The sequence below is a fragment of the Paenibacillus sp. GCM10027628 genome (assembly GCF_042676385.1).
In the GTDB taxonomy this organism is placed as follows: domain Bacteria; phylum Bacillota; class Bacilli; order Paenibacillales; family NBRC-103111; genus Paenibacillus_E.
Genome location: NZ_JBHTHA010000013.1, coordinates 38,989 through 54,296 on the forward strand (window position 1 = coordinate 38,989; position 15,308 = coordinate 54,296).

Annotated in this window: 13 protein-coding genes and 1 riboswitch; of the genes, 4 read left to right on the forward strand and 9 right to left on the reverse strand. The window is 48.8% G+C overall.

Features of this window, described 5'->3' with window-relative positions:
• Entirely contained in the window at positions 1–2,094 is a 2,094-nt protein-coding gene (locus ACFQZT_RS13580; protein WP_379300624.1) for a sensor histidine kinase, read from the reverse strand.
• A gap of 142 nt (positions 2,095–2,236) precedes the next feature.
• Positions 2,237–5,254: a carboxypeptidase-like regulatory domain-containing protein gene (locus ACFQZT_RS13585; RefSeq protein ID WP_379300626.1), complete on the reverse strand. Its 3,018-nt coding sequence runs from the start codon at positions 5,252–5,254 to the stop codon at positions 2,237–2,239.
• 167 nt (positions 5,255–5,421) lie between these two features.
• Here ACFQZT_RS13585 and ACFQZT_RS13590 point away from each other — a divergent pair, with 167 nt between their 5' ends.
• Entirely contained in the window at positions 5,422–5,577 is a 156-nt protein-coding gene (locus ACFQZT_RS13590) for a hypothetical protein (RefSeq protein WP_379300781.1), read from the forward strand.
• A gap of 92 nt (positions 5,578–5,669) precedes the next feature.
• On the opposite strand, the gene ACFQZT_RS13595 is transcribed toward ACFQZT_RS13590, so the two are convergent.
• The 5 genes from ACFQZT_RS13595 to ACFQZT_RS13615 all read right to left on the reverse strand — a co-directional run bounded on the left by ACFQZT_RS13595 (position 5,670) and on the right by ACFQZT_RS13615 (position 8,818).
• On the reverse strand, positions 5,670–7,091 hold the full coding sequence (locus ACFQZT_RS13595) for a peptidoglycan DD-metalloendopeptidase family protein (RefSeq protein ID WP_379300628.1): 1,422 nt from the start codon (positions 7,089–7,091) through the stop codon (positions 5,670–5,672).
• Between the two features lie 47 nt (positions 7,092–7,138).
• On the reverse strand, positions 7,139–7,765 hold the full coding sequence (locus tag ACFQZT_RS13600) for a DUF2238 domain-containing protein (protein ID WP_379300630.1): 627 nt from the start codon (positions 7,763–7,765) through the stop codon (positions 7,139–7,141).
• Between the two features lie 114 nt (positions 7,766–7,879).
• The gene (locus tag ACFQZT_RS13605) at positions 7,880–8,107 is read right to left on the reverse strand and encodes a cold-shock protein (RefSeq protein ID WP_379300632.1); all 228 of its coding nucleotides are present in this window, start codon (positions 8,105–8,107) and stop codon (positions 7,880–7,882) included.
• A 65-nt stretch (positions 8,108–8,172) separates the two neighbouring features.
• Complete coding sequence (locus ACFQZT_RS13610; protein ID WP_054817005.1) at positions 8,173–8,373, reverse strand: cold-shock protein; 201 nt, start codon at positions 8,371–8,373, stop codon at positions 8,173–8,175.
• 223 nt (positions 8,374–8,596) lie between these two features.
• Positions 8,597–8,818 (reverse strand): alpha/beta fold hydrolase, encoded by a 222-nt coding sequence (locus ACFQZT_RS13615; protein WP_379300635.1) that lies wholly within the window; start codon positions 8,816–8,818, stop codon positions 8,597–8,599.
• 92 nt (positions 8,819–8,910) lie between these two features.
• On the opposite strand from ACFQZT_RS13615, the gene ACFQZT_RS13620 reads away from it, so the two are divergent.
• Positions 8,911–11,091 (forward strand): multicopper oxidase family protein, encoded by a 2,181-nt coding sequence (locus ACFQZT_RS13620; RefSeq protein ID WP_379300637.1) that lies wholly within the window; start codon positions 8,911–8,913, stop codon positions 11,089–11,091.
• A 161-nt stretch (positions 11,092–11,252) separates the two neighbouring features.
• Positions 11,253–11,352, forward strand: a riboswitch (purine riboswitch).
• 78 nt (positions 11,353–11,430) lie between these two features.
• A complete protein-coding gene (locus tag ACFQZT_RS13625; protein ID WP_379300639.1) occupies positions 11,431–12,765 on the forward strand; it encodes a 5'-deoxyadenosine deaminase in 1,335 nt (444 codons plus the stop codon).
• A 344-nt stretch (positions 12,766–13,109) separates the two neighbouring features.
• Here the strand turns inward: ACFQZT_RS13625 and ACFQZT_RS13630 are convergent, their stop codons facing one another.
• A complete protein-coding gene (locus tag ACFQZT_RS13630) occupies positions 13,110–13,487 on the reverse strand; it encodes a PH domain-containing protein (protein ID WP_379300641.1) in 378 nt (125 codons plus the stop codon).
• A 266-nt stretch (positions 13,488–13,753) separates the two neighbouring features.
• Between ACFQZT_RS13630 and ACFQZT_RS13635 the strand changes: the two genes are divergently transcribed.
• Positions 13,754–14,842: a YncE family protein gene (locus ACFQZT_RS13635; RefSeq protein WP_379300643.1), complete on the forward strand. Its 1,089-nt coding sequence runs from the start codon at positions 13,754–13,756 to the stop codon at positions 14,840–14,842.
• Here the strand turns inward: ACFQZT_RS13635 and ACFQZT_RS13640 are convergent.
• Positions 14,835–15,203, reverse strand: a complete 369-nt coding sequence (locus tag ACFQZT_RS13640; RefSeq protein WP_379300645.1) for a winged helix-turn-helix transcriptional regulator — start codon at positions 15,201–15,203, stop codon at positions 14,835–14,837. The genes ACFQZT_RS13635 and ACFQZT_RS13640 overlap by 8 nt on opposite strands.
• Positions 15,204–15,308 lie beyond the last annotated feature (105 nt).

The window sequence follows — 15,308 nt, forward strand, 5'->3', positions numbered from 1 at the left end:
TTACCTCTCCTTGTCTGCAATACGGACCCACTCCATAGGAAGCTTGAAATAAAAGATACTTCCCGTATCTGACGTATGCTCCAGCCCGATTTGGCCATGATGATACATAATTATTTCCTTGCTAATAGAAAGCCCTAAGCCACTCCCGCGCAATCCGGTTCGCTCCCTTTCGCTCGCTCGGTAAAACCGCTCGAAAACACGCTCCCGCTCCCCTTCAGGGATACCCCTGCCCGTATCCTTCACGCGAAAAGTAGCTTCACCTTGCCGTTCACCTGTATACCGGGTAACTACTTCAAGCGTAATCTGCCCTCCCGCAGGCGTATATTTGCGCGCATTGGACAGAAGATTGGAGATCACTTGCTCCAGTCGGAGCGGATCGGCATTCATGAACGCCACGAGACCGTGCTCGGCAGCCTGAGCAGATTCTTCGACTTGCAAGCTCATCGTATGTTCCTGCGCCTCAGCCTCATAAAGATGGTAAATCTTTTGGAAAAACGGGATAGCCTTGATCCGCTGAAAATCGAAACGGATTTGACGCGTTTCCAGCTTCATCAATTCCATAATGTCATGTATCAGCCGCTCCATGAGATAGGTTCGCTCATAAATACGCTGGGCATATTTTATGTGGTCTTCTGTAAAACCGTCAATCATGGCGCTGGCATAGCCACGGATCGTCGTCAGTGGCGTCCCCAATTCATGCGAAACATCAGATAATAATTGGCGTCGGAACTGCGCCATCCGGGAAAGCTCCGCATTCGCCGCTTCGAGGTGCCTGTTGGTTTGCTGCAAGTCTAAGGTTCGCGCCTCCACGGTGCGTTCAAGCGACTCATTAATGATTTGAAGCTGCGCGCTAAGCGCCTCTGCATGACGGTACGTTCTTGAAAATTTAGAGGAGATATTCAAGGACTGCGTAAGCAAGAAGAACAGAATCCCGTATGGAACAAAACTTCCGATCGCCACGACCTGATTATTCAATAGAATCTCCAAGGCGGCAGAAGCCCCAAATGCGATAAAGCCGAATAAATTGTAAAGAGAGCCTTCTTGGTTCCTCATAAACGCCCGAATGTACATAAAAAGGATATATATAAGAACAGGAACGATCACCAACAGCTGGTAGGGCAGCATAGTCAATGTATACACCCTCGCCGGAGTCAACAGCACGAAAAGCGTGAATAAGCCTTGTACGAGATACGAGGTCTTTTTAACAAACGAACCTTTGCTTTTGGAGTATTCGCCTTGTACGAACAACACGAGCATCAGCATAGCTAAAAACACAGAGATGTATTCGATTTTTACTGCAGCCTCCCAGCTCAGACCGGGAAATAAGTAGATTGCCGTAGCCTCGCCTACGACGACGATCCTGGCCGATACGGAAAGACATAACAAGCCGAAATACAGCGGTGCGGGGTCTTTTTTTCGAAATAAAAACAGGCTGACGTGGTAAATCCCCATAACCAGCAAACCGCCCACAATAAAAAGCTCGGAAGAGAATCTTGTCGTACGTTCGTGTGATATCGCTTCGGCATTGCCCAAGCGGGGTGCTTCCCAAATGCCCCCTTTGCGCTGCACAAAGTTGGACACTTGAATAACCAGTTCGTTATCCCCTTCCTGCGGCTGAAAGTGAACGATTTTCGGATAATTCATGGCCACCATCGTCGCCCTGGACGTACCCACCACACCATTGCCGGCAATTTCATGGCCATTCATCCAAAGCCGAAAAGACGTTGCCGTCCCCCGCATATACAGAGCCATCGATGGCGGATAGGCGGTATGCGGCATTTTGATGACTAGCCTGTATGTGGCGTAGCCTTGATTGGAAAGCGGTTTGCCTTCCAGCGTATAAGAGCCCCATTTGGATGGGACCTTCACGTATGCAGGCTTTGTTGCCATCCCTTCTTGTATCCCCATTGGATCCAATAACTGCTGCCAGTACAATTCCCACTCTCCCTCAAGCGGCAAATTACTCATATGGGGGATATCCACGGAAGTGAGGTCCAGCACACCGGGCGACCAAACCGGACCCTCTTGAGCATGGACGGGCAAAGCATGTAACAACGAGACGAGTGCAACGATTAGCGTGAAAAAGACTCTCATCCATTTGATCTCCATTGCTGTTTTCATTATGTATGTAGCTTAGCATTGATATCCCAAGACTCACAAGAAAAAAACGACACAATTCGCGGAAAACTTACATGAAAAAGCTGCCTTCAAATGGTTTGAAAGCAGCTTGTAATCTTTATGAACCTGTATTGACTTGATCGATGATCGTTTGAACGGCTGTCGCCAAGTCCGTATCGCTAAGCGGATATAATTCAGCTGCCCGTTTGGAAGCTATCTCCGTTCGATATGATGCCATTAACACCTCATTCACTCGTTGGACACCCAAATCCGATAATATTTCCTTGCTCAAATTAGAGCTATCCGTCGTTCGAATGAAATTCGCCGCTTGACTTAGCGTATAGTGAATTTCAATAACTTCAGAGTGAGATATATTACCGCCTAATGTTTCTATGGCATACAGATAGTAGTTGCCAGGCATTTCTTGCGGATAGACCAAGAAGTTGACCGATTGATCCGCATTTGCCCAGACATAGTTGCTGCGGGTGTTGGATGCAAGCGCTTCTTCATATGTAGCTCCGGTTACACTTTGAGGAACCAGATAGAGCCTCGCTTGCTTGTCTACTTTCACCTGCATCGTATCACCCGGATGAACCGAAGTCGCAGATATGCTTATGAAATTTGCCGGGATCGTATTCGGTGTAATCACGAGAGGGAGCTGCTCCTGCGACATATTATTCGAGACATCCAGACCAATAATGCGATAATCGCCTACAGGCAAATCTCCTGTAATGATAGGCGTAAATTGGTTAATCTGACCGGCATCCAAATAGGTTACCATACTCCTGCGATTGATATAATCATCGCTGCTCATCACATTCATTAAAGAAGTCCAATCGGTTACATTCGCACTGGCCGGTACAATATATACCCAACCTTGTTTATTCATTTTGACGGACACACCTTCTACGCCACGCATGACAGTATCGGTACTAGCTGCCAGTTCGGGACCTACGGCATCAGGCGACATCGTAACATTGGCTAGGGACACATGGGGCGTTGTACCGGAATATCCTTGTACCTCTAACGTTTTCGCGCTTCCGCTCACCAACTTGACCGTTCTCGGCGGGAATTGCAGCTGATTGAAAATTTCGATAATGGAAGCAAGCATGTCAATCGTACTCACATGATCGTTATTTAAAGCCGCTTGCAACTCGCTCAAATTGCGAACGATCGCGGTTTCGTCGCTACCTTCAGTCGAGATAAAGAGCGGTGCCATTCCAGCTTCGGACTGTTTAGTCAACCGTCCCGTATAGAAGCCCGCAAGCGATACATTAAAATCTTGGACCGATGATTGCATGGCCTTGATCATATCCGCTTCAGATGTCAGTTCCGCATCGCTGACCGTTGTCAGTTGCACCGTATTCGGACCTGCAGATACATGAACTCCGGTCTGCTTCGCATTGCGGTACCCTGTTTTGGCCACATCGATGACGGCTTCTCCTGTCGGTACATCTGCAAAAGCAAACTCACCATTCACACTTGTTTTCGTGCTCGTCGTGATTCCATTAACCGTTAAATTCACATCAGCGTCGGCCAAAGCGGCACCCGTTATCGCATCCTTGTAGGAACCCGCTACCTGCCCATCCGTTTCTGTAATGGTGATGATATTCGTATATGGAGGTGCAGGCGTATAGGTGGCAGGCCATGATACATTACCGGCTGAATCCACTGCGTAAAGCTGATAACTGCCTGCGGGCAAGCCTGTTACATCCAAGGCCACGGAGTCGGTCGCTTGGGTGCTATATACTTTCTTCAGAGCCGGGTTAATGGCCTCCAACAGTGATTCAGAGTTGTATTGAGGTAAACGCGATGGAACCAGATATAAGGTTGACGGTTCATCCACCATCGCATGCAAGCTATTCGCAGCGTTCTTCGGCACCGTCGTCTCCTTCACCTGTACAGTCGGCACATTATCTAAATAAAAGCTGTATGTAGCTTTAGGCTCAACGGTCCCGTCTTGTTTACGAAGTCCGATAGTCGCCGTGTAGCTTCCCTGCAGGTATGAGCCGGAAGTACTTGAATGCCAGCCGTAGGCCCCATCTTCACCTTTATACGGAGAAACAAAGACTGGCAACCAAACGATTGAAGGCGAGCTAAACGATCCCGGAACATCCTCGCCGTCAAAGCTTGGAGCCGTTAAATACTTGTTCTGCTCATTTTTGAGGCTAATTCCGAGCTGAGCGTAGCTATAACCGTCGGGTTCAAGGATTGTACCTGAAAAATTCGGCCACTGATGTACCAAGGGAGGAACCTCGTCGAACGTGACGGTTTCGTTCCCCTCTGTGTTTGGCGAAACCGTCCAGAGGCCATTCTGATAAGCGTAAGTGACCGGAATTAATGCGTGTCCTTCGGCATCCGCGATCAAATCACCTATAGATAACTTGTCCCCATCCTGTATATCTCGATTAAACGATAATGAAAAGACAGCATGCCCCGGCTCGTTGACAAGCGTAACACTACCTACTTCTTCAGCGAAATGAAGGTCCTCAGCTGCAGGCGCTGCTTCCGGTGTAAAAGCATAATCCCAAGCTGCTTCCCATCCGTTAGGGAGTTTTAAGATTCCTGAATTCGGGACCGCCAGTTCTACGGTGACAAGAGAACCCGTTGAAGTTAGGGATGTGACTTCAGGGACCGTCATGCTCCCCGCAGGCACCTTCAGCGTAACGGCCGGAACCGTAATCAGCCCCCTGCTAAATACGCCAATCCCATTGATATGTTCCGTCGTAAATCCACTCTTGAAAATTTCAATCTGGTGGTTAGCCGTAAAAAGCGGAACATGGCTCAACCTATAATTACCTTCATTGTCCGTTTCGGTTGTAATCCCCAGATCCGTCACCTTAATAAAGGCACCCTTCACAGGTGCGGATTTTTGATCCAAGACCTTTCCCTGGATCGTACCTTCTGCTGGCGCAGCGCCGTTCAAAGGGTCAATTTCTTTCAAAGCCGCCCTCACTTCATCGGCGCTTAATTGGTTATCATGATTTTTATCCAACTGGTCCGGATGCTCTAGCATCGCTTTCACTACATCATCAATATGAATACCCGTCATACTTTGTGCGAAGGCATGTATCGGCAATAGAATCAGCATCGAGCAAATAAGCAACAACCGCATCAAAAGTCCTAAATTTCGCAACTCAAATCCCCCTTAACGCATAAAAAAAGACAAATTTCTTCCTTTTTCATCATAGGGCCGTAAGTTTAAAACTGGTTTAAAAAACAAAAACCGATGCGGTATTTCCGATCAGATTGTCGAATCGCTGGTTGCCGTCTCACCCGGACTTTCCACGGCGAACGAGCTTCGTGATCGCCCACCAGCTCAGCACGATCCGCGAAGCGAGCGTGATTCTCGTTATCCACGGCGGCGAGATCGTGGAGCGAGGGACGCACGAGGAGCTGCTCGCGCGGCGCGGGCATTACTACGAGCTGTATGCAAACCAGTTTCAACAGGTAGTGTAACCGTCCATACACAAAAAGAGGATCAACATGAAGCCGCTCTGACTTCACGTTGATCCTTTTTTGATTTAACGGAGTGTGCCCGACCCGACCTGTTATTTTCCATCACTAGCCTTTACCCACTGAAATGGCGTCGTTTTGAAAAATAGATCCGGGTTGACCTGCACATTATGCGCCCAAAAGGTGAAGTGCAGATGCGGCCCCGTGGAGAAGCCGGTCGTGCCGACAAGACCAATGATATCGCCCTGCTTAACACGGTCGCCCGCTTTTACACGCAGCTCCGAGAGATGGGCGTACTGCGAGAAAAGCCCCATCCCATGGTCGATATAGATGGAATTGCCGGTCAGGTACAGGCTCTCGGCCAGCGCGACGACGCCGTCATTCGTAGCCTTGATCGGGGTGCCTTCCTTCGCGGCCAGATCAATGGCCATGTGCGAGCTGTCGTATTTCCCGTTCACATAACGGGTGTACCCATACGGGGTGGTCAAAATCCCCTCAACCGGCTGCACGAACGGCCCGCTGAACAGGAATGCCGGCTCGGATTTGCTGCGCGCCAGATCGATCTTCTTCTGGTCCGCCTGGATACGGCCGGTATCCTGCTTCATGCTCTCCATTTGCTCTGTCACCTTTAAATACTGCGTATCAAATTTCTTTGCTTGTATGGTTAGCGTTCTGTCACCGATCGGGTACTTCCCAGGCTTAGCCTGCATCGTGATCGGCAAATAGGTAAAATAACCCGCCCCGAAAGGTTGCAAGGTATAAGTTTTGCCTTGCCATTCTATTTTTCCCGGCTTATTGCGGCGAACCAGCACAACATCTCCCGGAGCCGACGTATCCGGCAGAAGTGCCCATTCCGCGCGGAGCGTCAACTTGGCGATATCAGCGTTTGCATATAAGGCTGCTTCTTTCTGCAGCTTTTGAAGTCGTTCTTTTTCTTCGAGCATCGCGGTACGAGTGCTTGATGTCACCTCATCGTTCCAGGTTTGCCCTCCGTCTGCCGTCACCAATAAAGGCGTCTTAAGCTCATCAGCCCCTTCCACCAGTGCCCACCCGATTTGATCCGTTAGAAATTGGGATTGTTTGACGGCATACGTTTTGGCTCCAACCGTCAAGCTGGCCAATGGCTGATTTTTGCCGGGATCTAGCAATCCGAGCATTGCTGCATCTGTGACCTCTTTACCCTGAGCAGGCTCGTCCGGAATACCGGCCTTTGTCTCCTGCCAATGCGCGCCCCCATCATCCGTCTTCATCATGCCGTCTGTGAATCGCAACCAGCCTTGTTCGAAGTTCGTCATATGAAAATCGAGCGCACTCCGATGGATAGGCGCCGTTGTCGGCTGCTCTGCTGCTTTCGTAATGTCCTTCTGCTGAGCAGAAGGAACCGGCACCCCTTGCTGCTTTCCTATATATACGACGATACTGGCAGTCAGTAAGCAGAAGATAGTTAGAAGAAGCCAATATTTCGGCGTGTAAAGCAGCGAAGTACGGTTTCCTTGACGCATCTTTCGCGGTTTCATCCAGGCCTGCTCCCCCTCGCATTCATCCAATCTCAATCACTTCTTATTTATTTCTCTTTGGCCCGAATAATTCCTGCAGTGATCCCCATAGCGACTATGGCGCCCAAGAGCCCAAGTCCCATGTCCTTTTGCGAATCATAGATATCCCCTTGAAGTCCGAGATAATCCTCGCCAACCTGACCGGCCCTGCCAATCAAACTGGCCGCGTAAGCAACGGCAACTTCAAGAATCTCAAAAAATGCGCTGCAACTAAAAACGACTGCGGCTGGAATGACATAGGTCCAAAGTTTGCGCTGCGTGGAAATACAGACGTACAACTCCCGGAACGGGTAAGTCCAACAAAGTCCGAATGCAAAATGAACCACGCGGTCAAAATAACTGCGCTGCGTGTGAAATGAAGCTTTCAACCACACATCAAACGGTGTATTTTGATACGCATAGTGAGCCGCGTAGGCATGTAGGCAAAGGAAGATGAATATCAAAGTATAGGACAAATTCGAAAAACTGAACTTTTTATAGGTGAGAGCAAGGGTTAGCAGTGCTGCAATCAGCAGCAAATTTTCTAAAAACCATTGCGTACGGTTCGTGGGACGAATAGCCAATACAACCCAAAAGATAGCCAACACCACGACCAGCAACTGCAGCCATTTATTTTGCTTAAACGGAATATTCACTCGAAAATCGCCTCTTTTCTTTAGCCCTTTCCCTATTATTCCAAATTCAACAAAAAAACCACCCGGCCCGGAACATATTGCGTTTCCGTGGTGGATGGTTTTCACTGTATGGGTCTATATTTGTACGCCTTTTTTAAGCGATTTTTGATCATAATTGGTATTATTCACAACAGGAAGCAGCTTCACACTTCGAACCATGGTTGACTGGCAGAGATGACAGGTCGGTACGTATTCGAATGCAAAATTATCCCGCATCCAGCCCTTACAGCCTTCTTTTTCACAAGACCATATTGTCACATTTTCTAGAGGCATCTCTTCAAGCGACTTTTTTCTGGAATACATGACAGCCCTCCCCTGAATTGAAAAAGCTGCCCTTACACTTGTTAAGGGCAGCTTTTTTAATTAGCTTACAGTTTTACAACGTTTTCTGCTTGTGGTCCGCGGTTGCCTTGAACTACGTTGAACTCAACGCGTTGGCCTTCGTCCAAAGTTTTGAAACCGTCGCCTTGGATTGCGGAGAAGTGTACGAATACGTCGTTTCCGCCTTCAACTTCGATGAAACCGAAACCTTTTTCTGCGTTAAACCATTTAACTGTACCTGTTTGCATGGAAAATACCTCCAAAAAATTATTAACATGTTTTTTTATTCTTCAAAAGAAAAAAATTCACACATTGTACAAGGTTCCATCACACAAATGTTAACCCTTTACAATATGTGAATTCAGGTTCTTTGTCGATTGATTTCATCTTACCACATCGGTTTTGAAAACGCAAACTTTATCCACAGGAAAATGCAAGAAAAATTCTTTGCCCCTGTGGAAAAGTAAGCGGTTACTGCTTATCCACACGTTCGAGCCAATCCAAAGTCAGCGCCTGGAACACGTTCGGCTGCTCCATAGGGAGCAGATGGCCGGCTCCATCCAAGACGGCAAATGTCGCGCGCGGGAACACATTCATCAGCGTTTGCCACGGATCCTGGTAGCCGCAGATCGCATCCTGTCTGCCCGTAAGAATGAGTGCAGGGATCGCATACCTCGTGAACTGTATCCCCAACTTTGGTCTAGGTGCCCTCTTAGTCTCAGGACGGTTTGCGCCGTTCGACATCGATCGTACAATGAGGTCATCGATTCTTAGGAGGGTTTATTTTGTATAGCGCATTTGTTCCAACTGAGCTGGTGCTCATATTGCTTTTATGCTTGTTTTCGTGGATTGCCTCGGTGAAGGCATCCCGGTTGCTCTATAGCCGAAACCGTGAACGCATGCATCGTAAAGCGCGTAAGCTGCTTTTCTGGTCCTGGTTTCTGGCGGTTCCGGCCGCTGCGATCGGCGGAGTTGCCTATTGGATGCAGCAGTCTTTCGACCCTTTATTTTGGCAAGACCGTTTGTTTATTCATACCCCTTTAGTGCTGCTGCCGATCGCAGCTATTTGGTTCATGGCGGTGCCCAAGCTGTGGAAACTGCGCAAAATGACCAGCAATCAAGGGAATCCTGCCGATGCAACGGTGGATTCAATAGAAATTTCAGTGTATCAAGCTGCCGCTGCACCTGGACTTATTGTACCATTCCAAATGATGCCATTGGGCGCGCTAACTGCCCTTTATTTCGCATTAGTGCCGCCGGTTCCTTTTCAATGGATCAAAATTGGGATACCCGTTGCTTTATATCTGTTGGTCACAATAGCCTTATGGTGGAGACACTCGTTTCGCTGCATGCAAATCGGCAAATTAGAAGTATATGCGGTACCGGCTCTTTGGAAGCGCGCCTTAACCATGACTGGCGTGCTCGCCGTCATCGCCGCAGCCGTCGGCTTGCTAATCAATTACGGCACGAACAACAGTCAGTTGCCTGCTGAGCTGAATATGGCCAGCGGTATCGCCGAATACGGGAAGGGGGCGGTTGCTTCTGACATGACTACACATCAGCATCACATGAATGCTGACAGTACGATGAGCACGATGGCCGGTTCAAACGGCAAGCTTGTATCCGTGACCGAGCTGACAGGGCCGCAAGCCGGGACGCCGGATCGTCAGTTCACACTAACAGCGCAAAAGCAGATCGTGCAGCTGAGTTCCGGTAAAAAGGTCGATGCCTGGACATTCAACGGTCAGATTCCTGGTCCGGAGCTGCGCGTTAGGGAAGGGGAGCTGATTGAAGTCACCCTGGTGAATCAAGATATCGAACAGGGTGTAACCTTGCACTGGCACGGCCTGGACGTGCCCAACGCGGAGGACGGCGTCGCTGGCGCGACACAGAACGCCGTCATGCCGGGTGAAACCTACACATATCGTTTTCGCGCGGAGCAAGCAGGAACGTTCTGGTATCATTCCCATCAGGATTCTCAAGAAGCTGTCAGCAAAGGCTTATTCGGAGCTCTCATTGTCGAACCAAAGCAACCGGATCAGAAAACGGAGTTAACGCAGCCAACTCAAACGATTCAACATGCGCAGCCTCAAGAAAAAGATATGACTGTGCTCACCCATGAATGGAAAAATGCCGATCTCGCCATTGGCGCGTCCGATACAGTGGAACGGATGACTATCGCGCCAGGAACGCCGGTCCGCATGAGACTTATAAATACGGACGATTGGGTAACCCAAAAGTACACGCTGACCGGTACTCATTTTGAAGTTGCCGCTATAGATGGCACTTCTCTCAACAAGCCGGATGTGCTCGCTAACACACACTTGGAATTAACAACCGGGGGGCGATACGATATTACGTTCATCATGCCGGAGCACCCCGTGTTCCTTAGTGTCGGCAGCAAAAAAAATCTCGGTGTGTTCATGAGTCCGGACGGGCAGGGGGATCTTCCTGAAATCCCTGCAACAACGCCTTTCGATCCGCTCCATTATGGGCAAAAGGCAGCAACACCTTTCGATGCCAACAGCAAGTTTACGAGAGAATTTACAATGATTTTGGATAATAAATTAGGCTTCTATAACGGTAATTTCAATTTTCTTTATACGCTGAATGGCGAGGTGTTTCCGAATACGCCGATGTTTATGGTGCGGGAAGGCGACCTCGTGAAAACGACGATTGTGAACCGCGGCGTTGTCGAGCATCCGATGCATTTGCACGGCCATCACGTGCTTGTGCTTTCACATAACGGCAAACCTTCAACAGGCAGCCCGTGGTGGTCGGACACCCTGGAAGTAAGGCCGGGCGATACCTATGAAGTCGCCTTCATCGCCGATAATCCCGGCCTTTGGATGGATCATTGTCATAATCTTACGCACGCGGCATCAGGAATGACGATGCATCTTATGTATGAGGGGATTACGACTCCGTTCGCTGTTGGCAGCAGTACTCACAATCACCCGGAATGAATAGAAACCGGTACCTTTTCATTGTTACATATATTCTCATGAAAATGCAGTTACTGACTCATTTCTACATTTCTCGCTTCATTTTCCTACATTTGATTCATTTTCGAGTGAAATTAGCTCACACAATATTGACAAATCCTCACATAGCATTTACCCTAGAAGGGAATTGAATACATCCATTTCGTATAACCTTAATGATTGGATTAAGGGTCTCTACTTAGAAACCGTAAATTTCTAGCTACGAAAAATGTGCGTCTCAGGCATATTTTTCATAGCTAGTTTTTTTATGCCTTGGAGAACTGCACCAATAAGGAAGAGGAAATAGGAGGTTTTCACGCGATGGCAAACTTGTTAATCAAGCATGCAGAAATCATCACGATGAACGGAGACGGGGACATTATCACAGGCGACATCTTCATTGAAAACGATCGGATCGCCGCGATCGGGCCCGATTTGAATCCCCCGCAGGTCGACAAAGTTATTGATGCCAAGAACCGGACGATCATTCCCGGCTTTATCCAAACACACATTCACTTGTGCCAAACGTTATTCCGCGGCAAAGGGGATGACCTGGAGCTGCTTGATTGGCTGAAAAAGCGGATCTGGCCGCTGGAAGCGTCGCACGATGAGGAATCGCTCTATTATTCCGCGATGCTCGGTATTGGCGAGCTGATCCAAAGCGGTACCACAACGATCGTCGATATGGAAACCGTCCATCACACCGATCACGCTTTTCAAGCGATTGCAGAGAGCGGCATTCGCGCGCTATCCGGCAAAGTCATGATGGATAAAGGGGATGAAGTGCCGCTCCCCCTGCAGGAAAAAACATCCGATTCGCTTCAACAGAGCGTTGATTTATTGGAAAAATGGAACGGACACGACGGAGGACGCATCCAATATGCGTTTTCTCCGCGTTTTGTCATCTCTTGTACCGAAGAACTGCTGCGGGAAGTCCGCAACTTATCCGAACAGTACAATGTAAAAGTGCACACGCACGCATCCGAAAATCAAGGCGAGATCGCCATCGTGCAGGCGGAAACAGGGATGCGTAACGTCGTCTATCTCGACCATCTCGGTTTGGCGAATGAGCGACTCATTCTCGCACACTGCATTTGGCTTGATGACGAAGAAAAACGGATCATTCATGATCGCGGCGTTCATGTAAGTCATTGCCCCGGCTCGAACCTCAAGCTAGCCTCGGGGATCGCGGATACGCCGGAGATGCTGGAGCTTGATATCTCCGTCAGCCTTGGCGCCGATGGAGCACCGTGCAACAATAATCTCGACATGTTTAACGAGATGCGCCTAGCTGCGCTGATTCAGAAGCCGGTACACGGCCCAACGGCAATGGATGCGCGCAAGGTGTTCCGCATGGCGACGATCGGAGGGGCAAAAGCCGTCGGTATGGAAAAAGAGATCGGTAGCCTCGAAGTCGGCAAGAAAGCCGACCTGGCGATTCTCGACCTGAACAACTTCCACGTGTATCCGTCCTTCGACGTGGATCCGATCTCCCGCATCGTGTACTCCGCAACGCGCGCCGATGTTGAAACGACGATCATTAACGGTAAGATCGTCATGGAGAACCGCATCATGCGGACGGTTGACAAGGACATTGTCCTGCCGGAGGCGAACCGCTCGATCCAGCGCTTGCTGAAGCGCGCGAACCTGCGGTAGGGTAGGCGGGCGGGATGCCGATCGGCCGCACGGTGCTCGATCGGTTCAAAGCTCCGAGTTGCAGCGTTCATCAAGACTCGCTCCGCCGTAAGACCCATTTGGGATCTTACAGCCAGCACGTTCCCGTTCAAGTCGTCTGTAGCGGCCCCTAGAGGCCTTCCAGGCAAAAGATACTCACTCACTGGCCTCTCACCCTACGGCAGTCCCTGTTTTTTCCGAATGGTAAAAGAGGGGGAGAGGGGAGGTAATTCCCCAGCGCAAACGTTGGGTGGGAGTGCAGACCCCTCACCACAGAAAAAAAGCTTAGTCAGATGGGCCGACAGCCCTTCCAGCTAAGCTTTTTCCTACTTCAACACGTATTCCGCCAATACGCTCTGTAGTTCATAGATATTCAAACTCTTATTAAACTTCTTCTCAATCGGCGTATGCGTGCTGCTGATCCAAATCTTCATTTCCGCATCCAGATCGAAAGTTCCCGCCGTTTCGATGCTGAAATGAGTAATGCTTTTATAAGGAATCGAATGCAGCTCCATTTTCTTGCCGGATAGCCCTTGCTTATCCACGAGAATAAGCCTTTTGTTCGTGAAAATAAATAAATCACGGATGAGTTTGTATGCCTTCTCAATCGTTTCGGACTTCGCCAGCACATGGGTAAATTCCTTGTTCACTTCAGCCAAATTGAGCTCCGAGGCGTTTCCCATCAAGCCATCAAATAATCCCATTGTATGTCCTCCTTGGGGCTTACCTTACGGAAAGCCTATATCGTTAGCATTGATGTCATTGTACCTGAGGTCAAGCACTGCCGTCGACGCTTGCTTGCCTTTTTCCCAAAAGTATCTGCCCTGCCTGCGTGAAACGGATAAGAGTTTTTATTTCCCAAGCAATAATCGTTGCTAAGTGATTTCTCAGTCTTCGCCTTTTCGCTAAGTTCCCAAATAGACAGCCCACCCATATATTGATAAAAGCTGCTATGGAAAGGAGCTCTCTCATGACCTCAAACAAAGAACGCCCGGCCCGAGTCAAGGTGAGGCAAGTGAAGCCAAAAGTAATAAAGATCGTTCCCGTATCAGGGACGGTTGGTGATATCAAGGTGAATTCGGCGACCAACCAAGTTTATTTTGTTCAAAATGAAAATGAAGTCGGCGTACTGGATGGAAAAACGAATCAACTGATAAGCAACGTTAAGGTTGGCGAAGGAGCTACCTTTCTTACCGTGAATTCTCGTACAAATCGTATTTATTCAACTAATTTCCGCGATGCCACCGTCTCGGTCATTGATGGAAAGACCCATCGTGTGATAACGACAATTCCCGTTGGCGAGCACCCCTTTGGCATCGGGATCCATTTAGCAAGCAATCGAATCTATGTCGCAAACACGTCCGGATCGATTAGCATCATTAGCGGTATTTCCAATCGTGTCCTGAGGACGCTGCAGGTCGGCGGTTCTCCGTCGGTTCTGGGTATAAATGAACGTACAAACCGAATCTATGTCACCAATACGGAACATGATGTCGTTCATGTTATCGACGGGAAGACGCAAAAGATGATCTCGGTCATCAAAGTGGGGAGAAATCCCATCATTGCACCAAGCGTGAATATGAGGACGAATCGGATTTATGTGGCGAACAACTTAAGCCGCTACCTGTCGGTCATTAATGGCCGCACGAATCAAAAGAGCGTTCCTGCATATCTAGGTCGCCTTCAAAGCGGTTTAGCCCTCAATCCTGTCACGAACCGTATCTATGTGACCAGTGCTCAGGTTGAAGGTCGCGGCAAACTTTTCGTCATGAACGGACTCTCGAACAAAGTACTGAGAACACTGCAGATTCCAACCTTTACGGAGATCACCTTGAATCCACAGACGAACCATTTTTTTGTCAGTGATTCGGAAAAGAAGGAGCTGATCGTCTATAGCGGATACACCAACTCGCGCATCGCCACGCTGCGCACAGGAGATTCACCCGGAAATATGGCACTGAACTTCCGTACCAATCGTCTATATGTGGGAAACTCCGGCGCCATTACAGTCATTCAGGATCGCAAAGCAGAAAAAACCCATTACCTCCATATTAGGTAGTGGGTTTGCTTTGTAAAGCCTCATGATTTCTATACATTTCGCCCCACTGCTTCATACTCAGAATAATGGGCTTGAGCGTAGTTCCAAACTCGGTTAACGAATATTCCACCTTCGGCGGCACCTGTTGATACACCTCGCGGTGGACGATGCCGTCATTCTCCAGCTCCCGAAGCTGTAATGTCAGCATTCGCTGCGTGATGTTCGGACAAATACGGCGGAATTCGTTGAAACGTTTCGTTCCGTCTATCAAATGATAGAGCAAAATACCCTTCCATTTGCCACCTATTACATCCAGCGTAAATTCTACGGGGCAGCCTTCTCCAGTCGGTGAAGATCCGAATCGGCCTTCATGTTTTTTCATTTCTTCACCTCGTTATAGTATATTTTTCGATGCTACACTTCAAATTCGCATGTATATTCAGAGATGATTTTATCATACTTACTTTTAGCAAACGAGTCTAATTTT

Coding starts and splice junctions, on each gene's coding strand:
- ACFQZT_RS13635 (WP_379300643.1), top strand. CDS start 13,754: ATGACCTCAAACAAAGAACGCCCGGCCCGAGTCAAGGTGAGGCAAGTG.
- ACFQZT_RS13640 (WP_379300645.1), bottom strand. CDS start 15,203: ATGAAAAAACATGAAGGCCGATTCGGATCTTCACCGACTGGAGAAGGC.
- ACFQZT_RS13630 (WP_379300641.1), bottom strand. CDS start 13,487: ATGGGATTATTTGATGGCTTGATGGGAAACGCCTCGGAGCTCAATTTG.
- ACFQZT_RS13610 (WP_054817005.1), bottom strand. CDS start 8,373: ATGCAAACAGGTACAGTTAAATGGTTTAACGCAGAAAAAGGTTTCGGT.
- ACFQZT_RS13580 (WP_379300624.1), bottom strand. CDS start 2,094: ATGAGAGTCTTTTTCACGCTAATCGTTGCACTCGTCTCGTTGTTACAT.
- ACFQZT_RS13625 (WP_379300639.1), top strand. CDS start 11,431: ATGGCAAACTTGTTAATCAAGCATGCAGAAATCATCACGATGAACGGA.
- ACFQZT_RS13595 (WP_379300628.1), bottom strand. CDS start 7,091: ATGAAACCGCGAAAGATGCGTCAAGGAAACCGTACTTCGCTGCTTTAC.
- ACFQZT_RS13605 (WP_379300632.1), bottom strand. CDS start 8,107: ATGTATTCCAGAAAAAAGTCGCTTGAAGAGATGCCTCTAGAAAATGTG.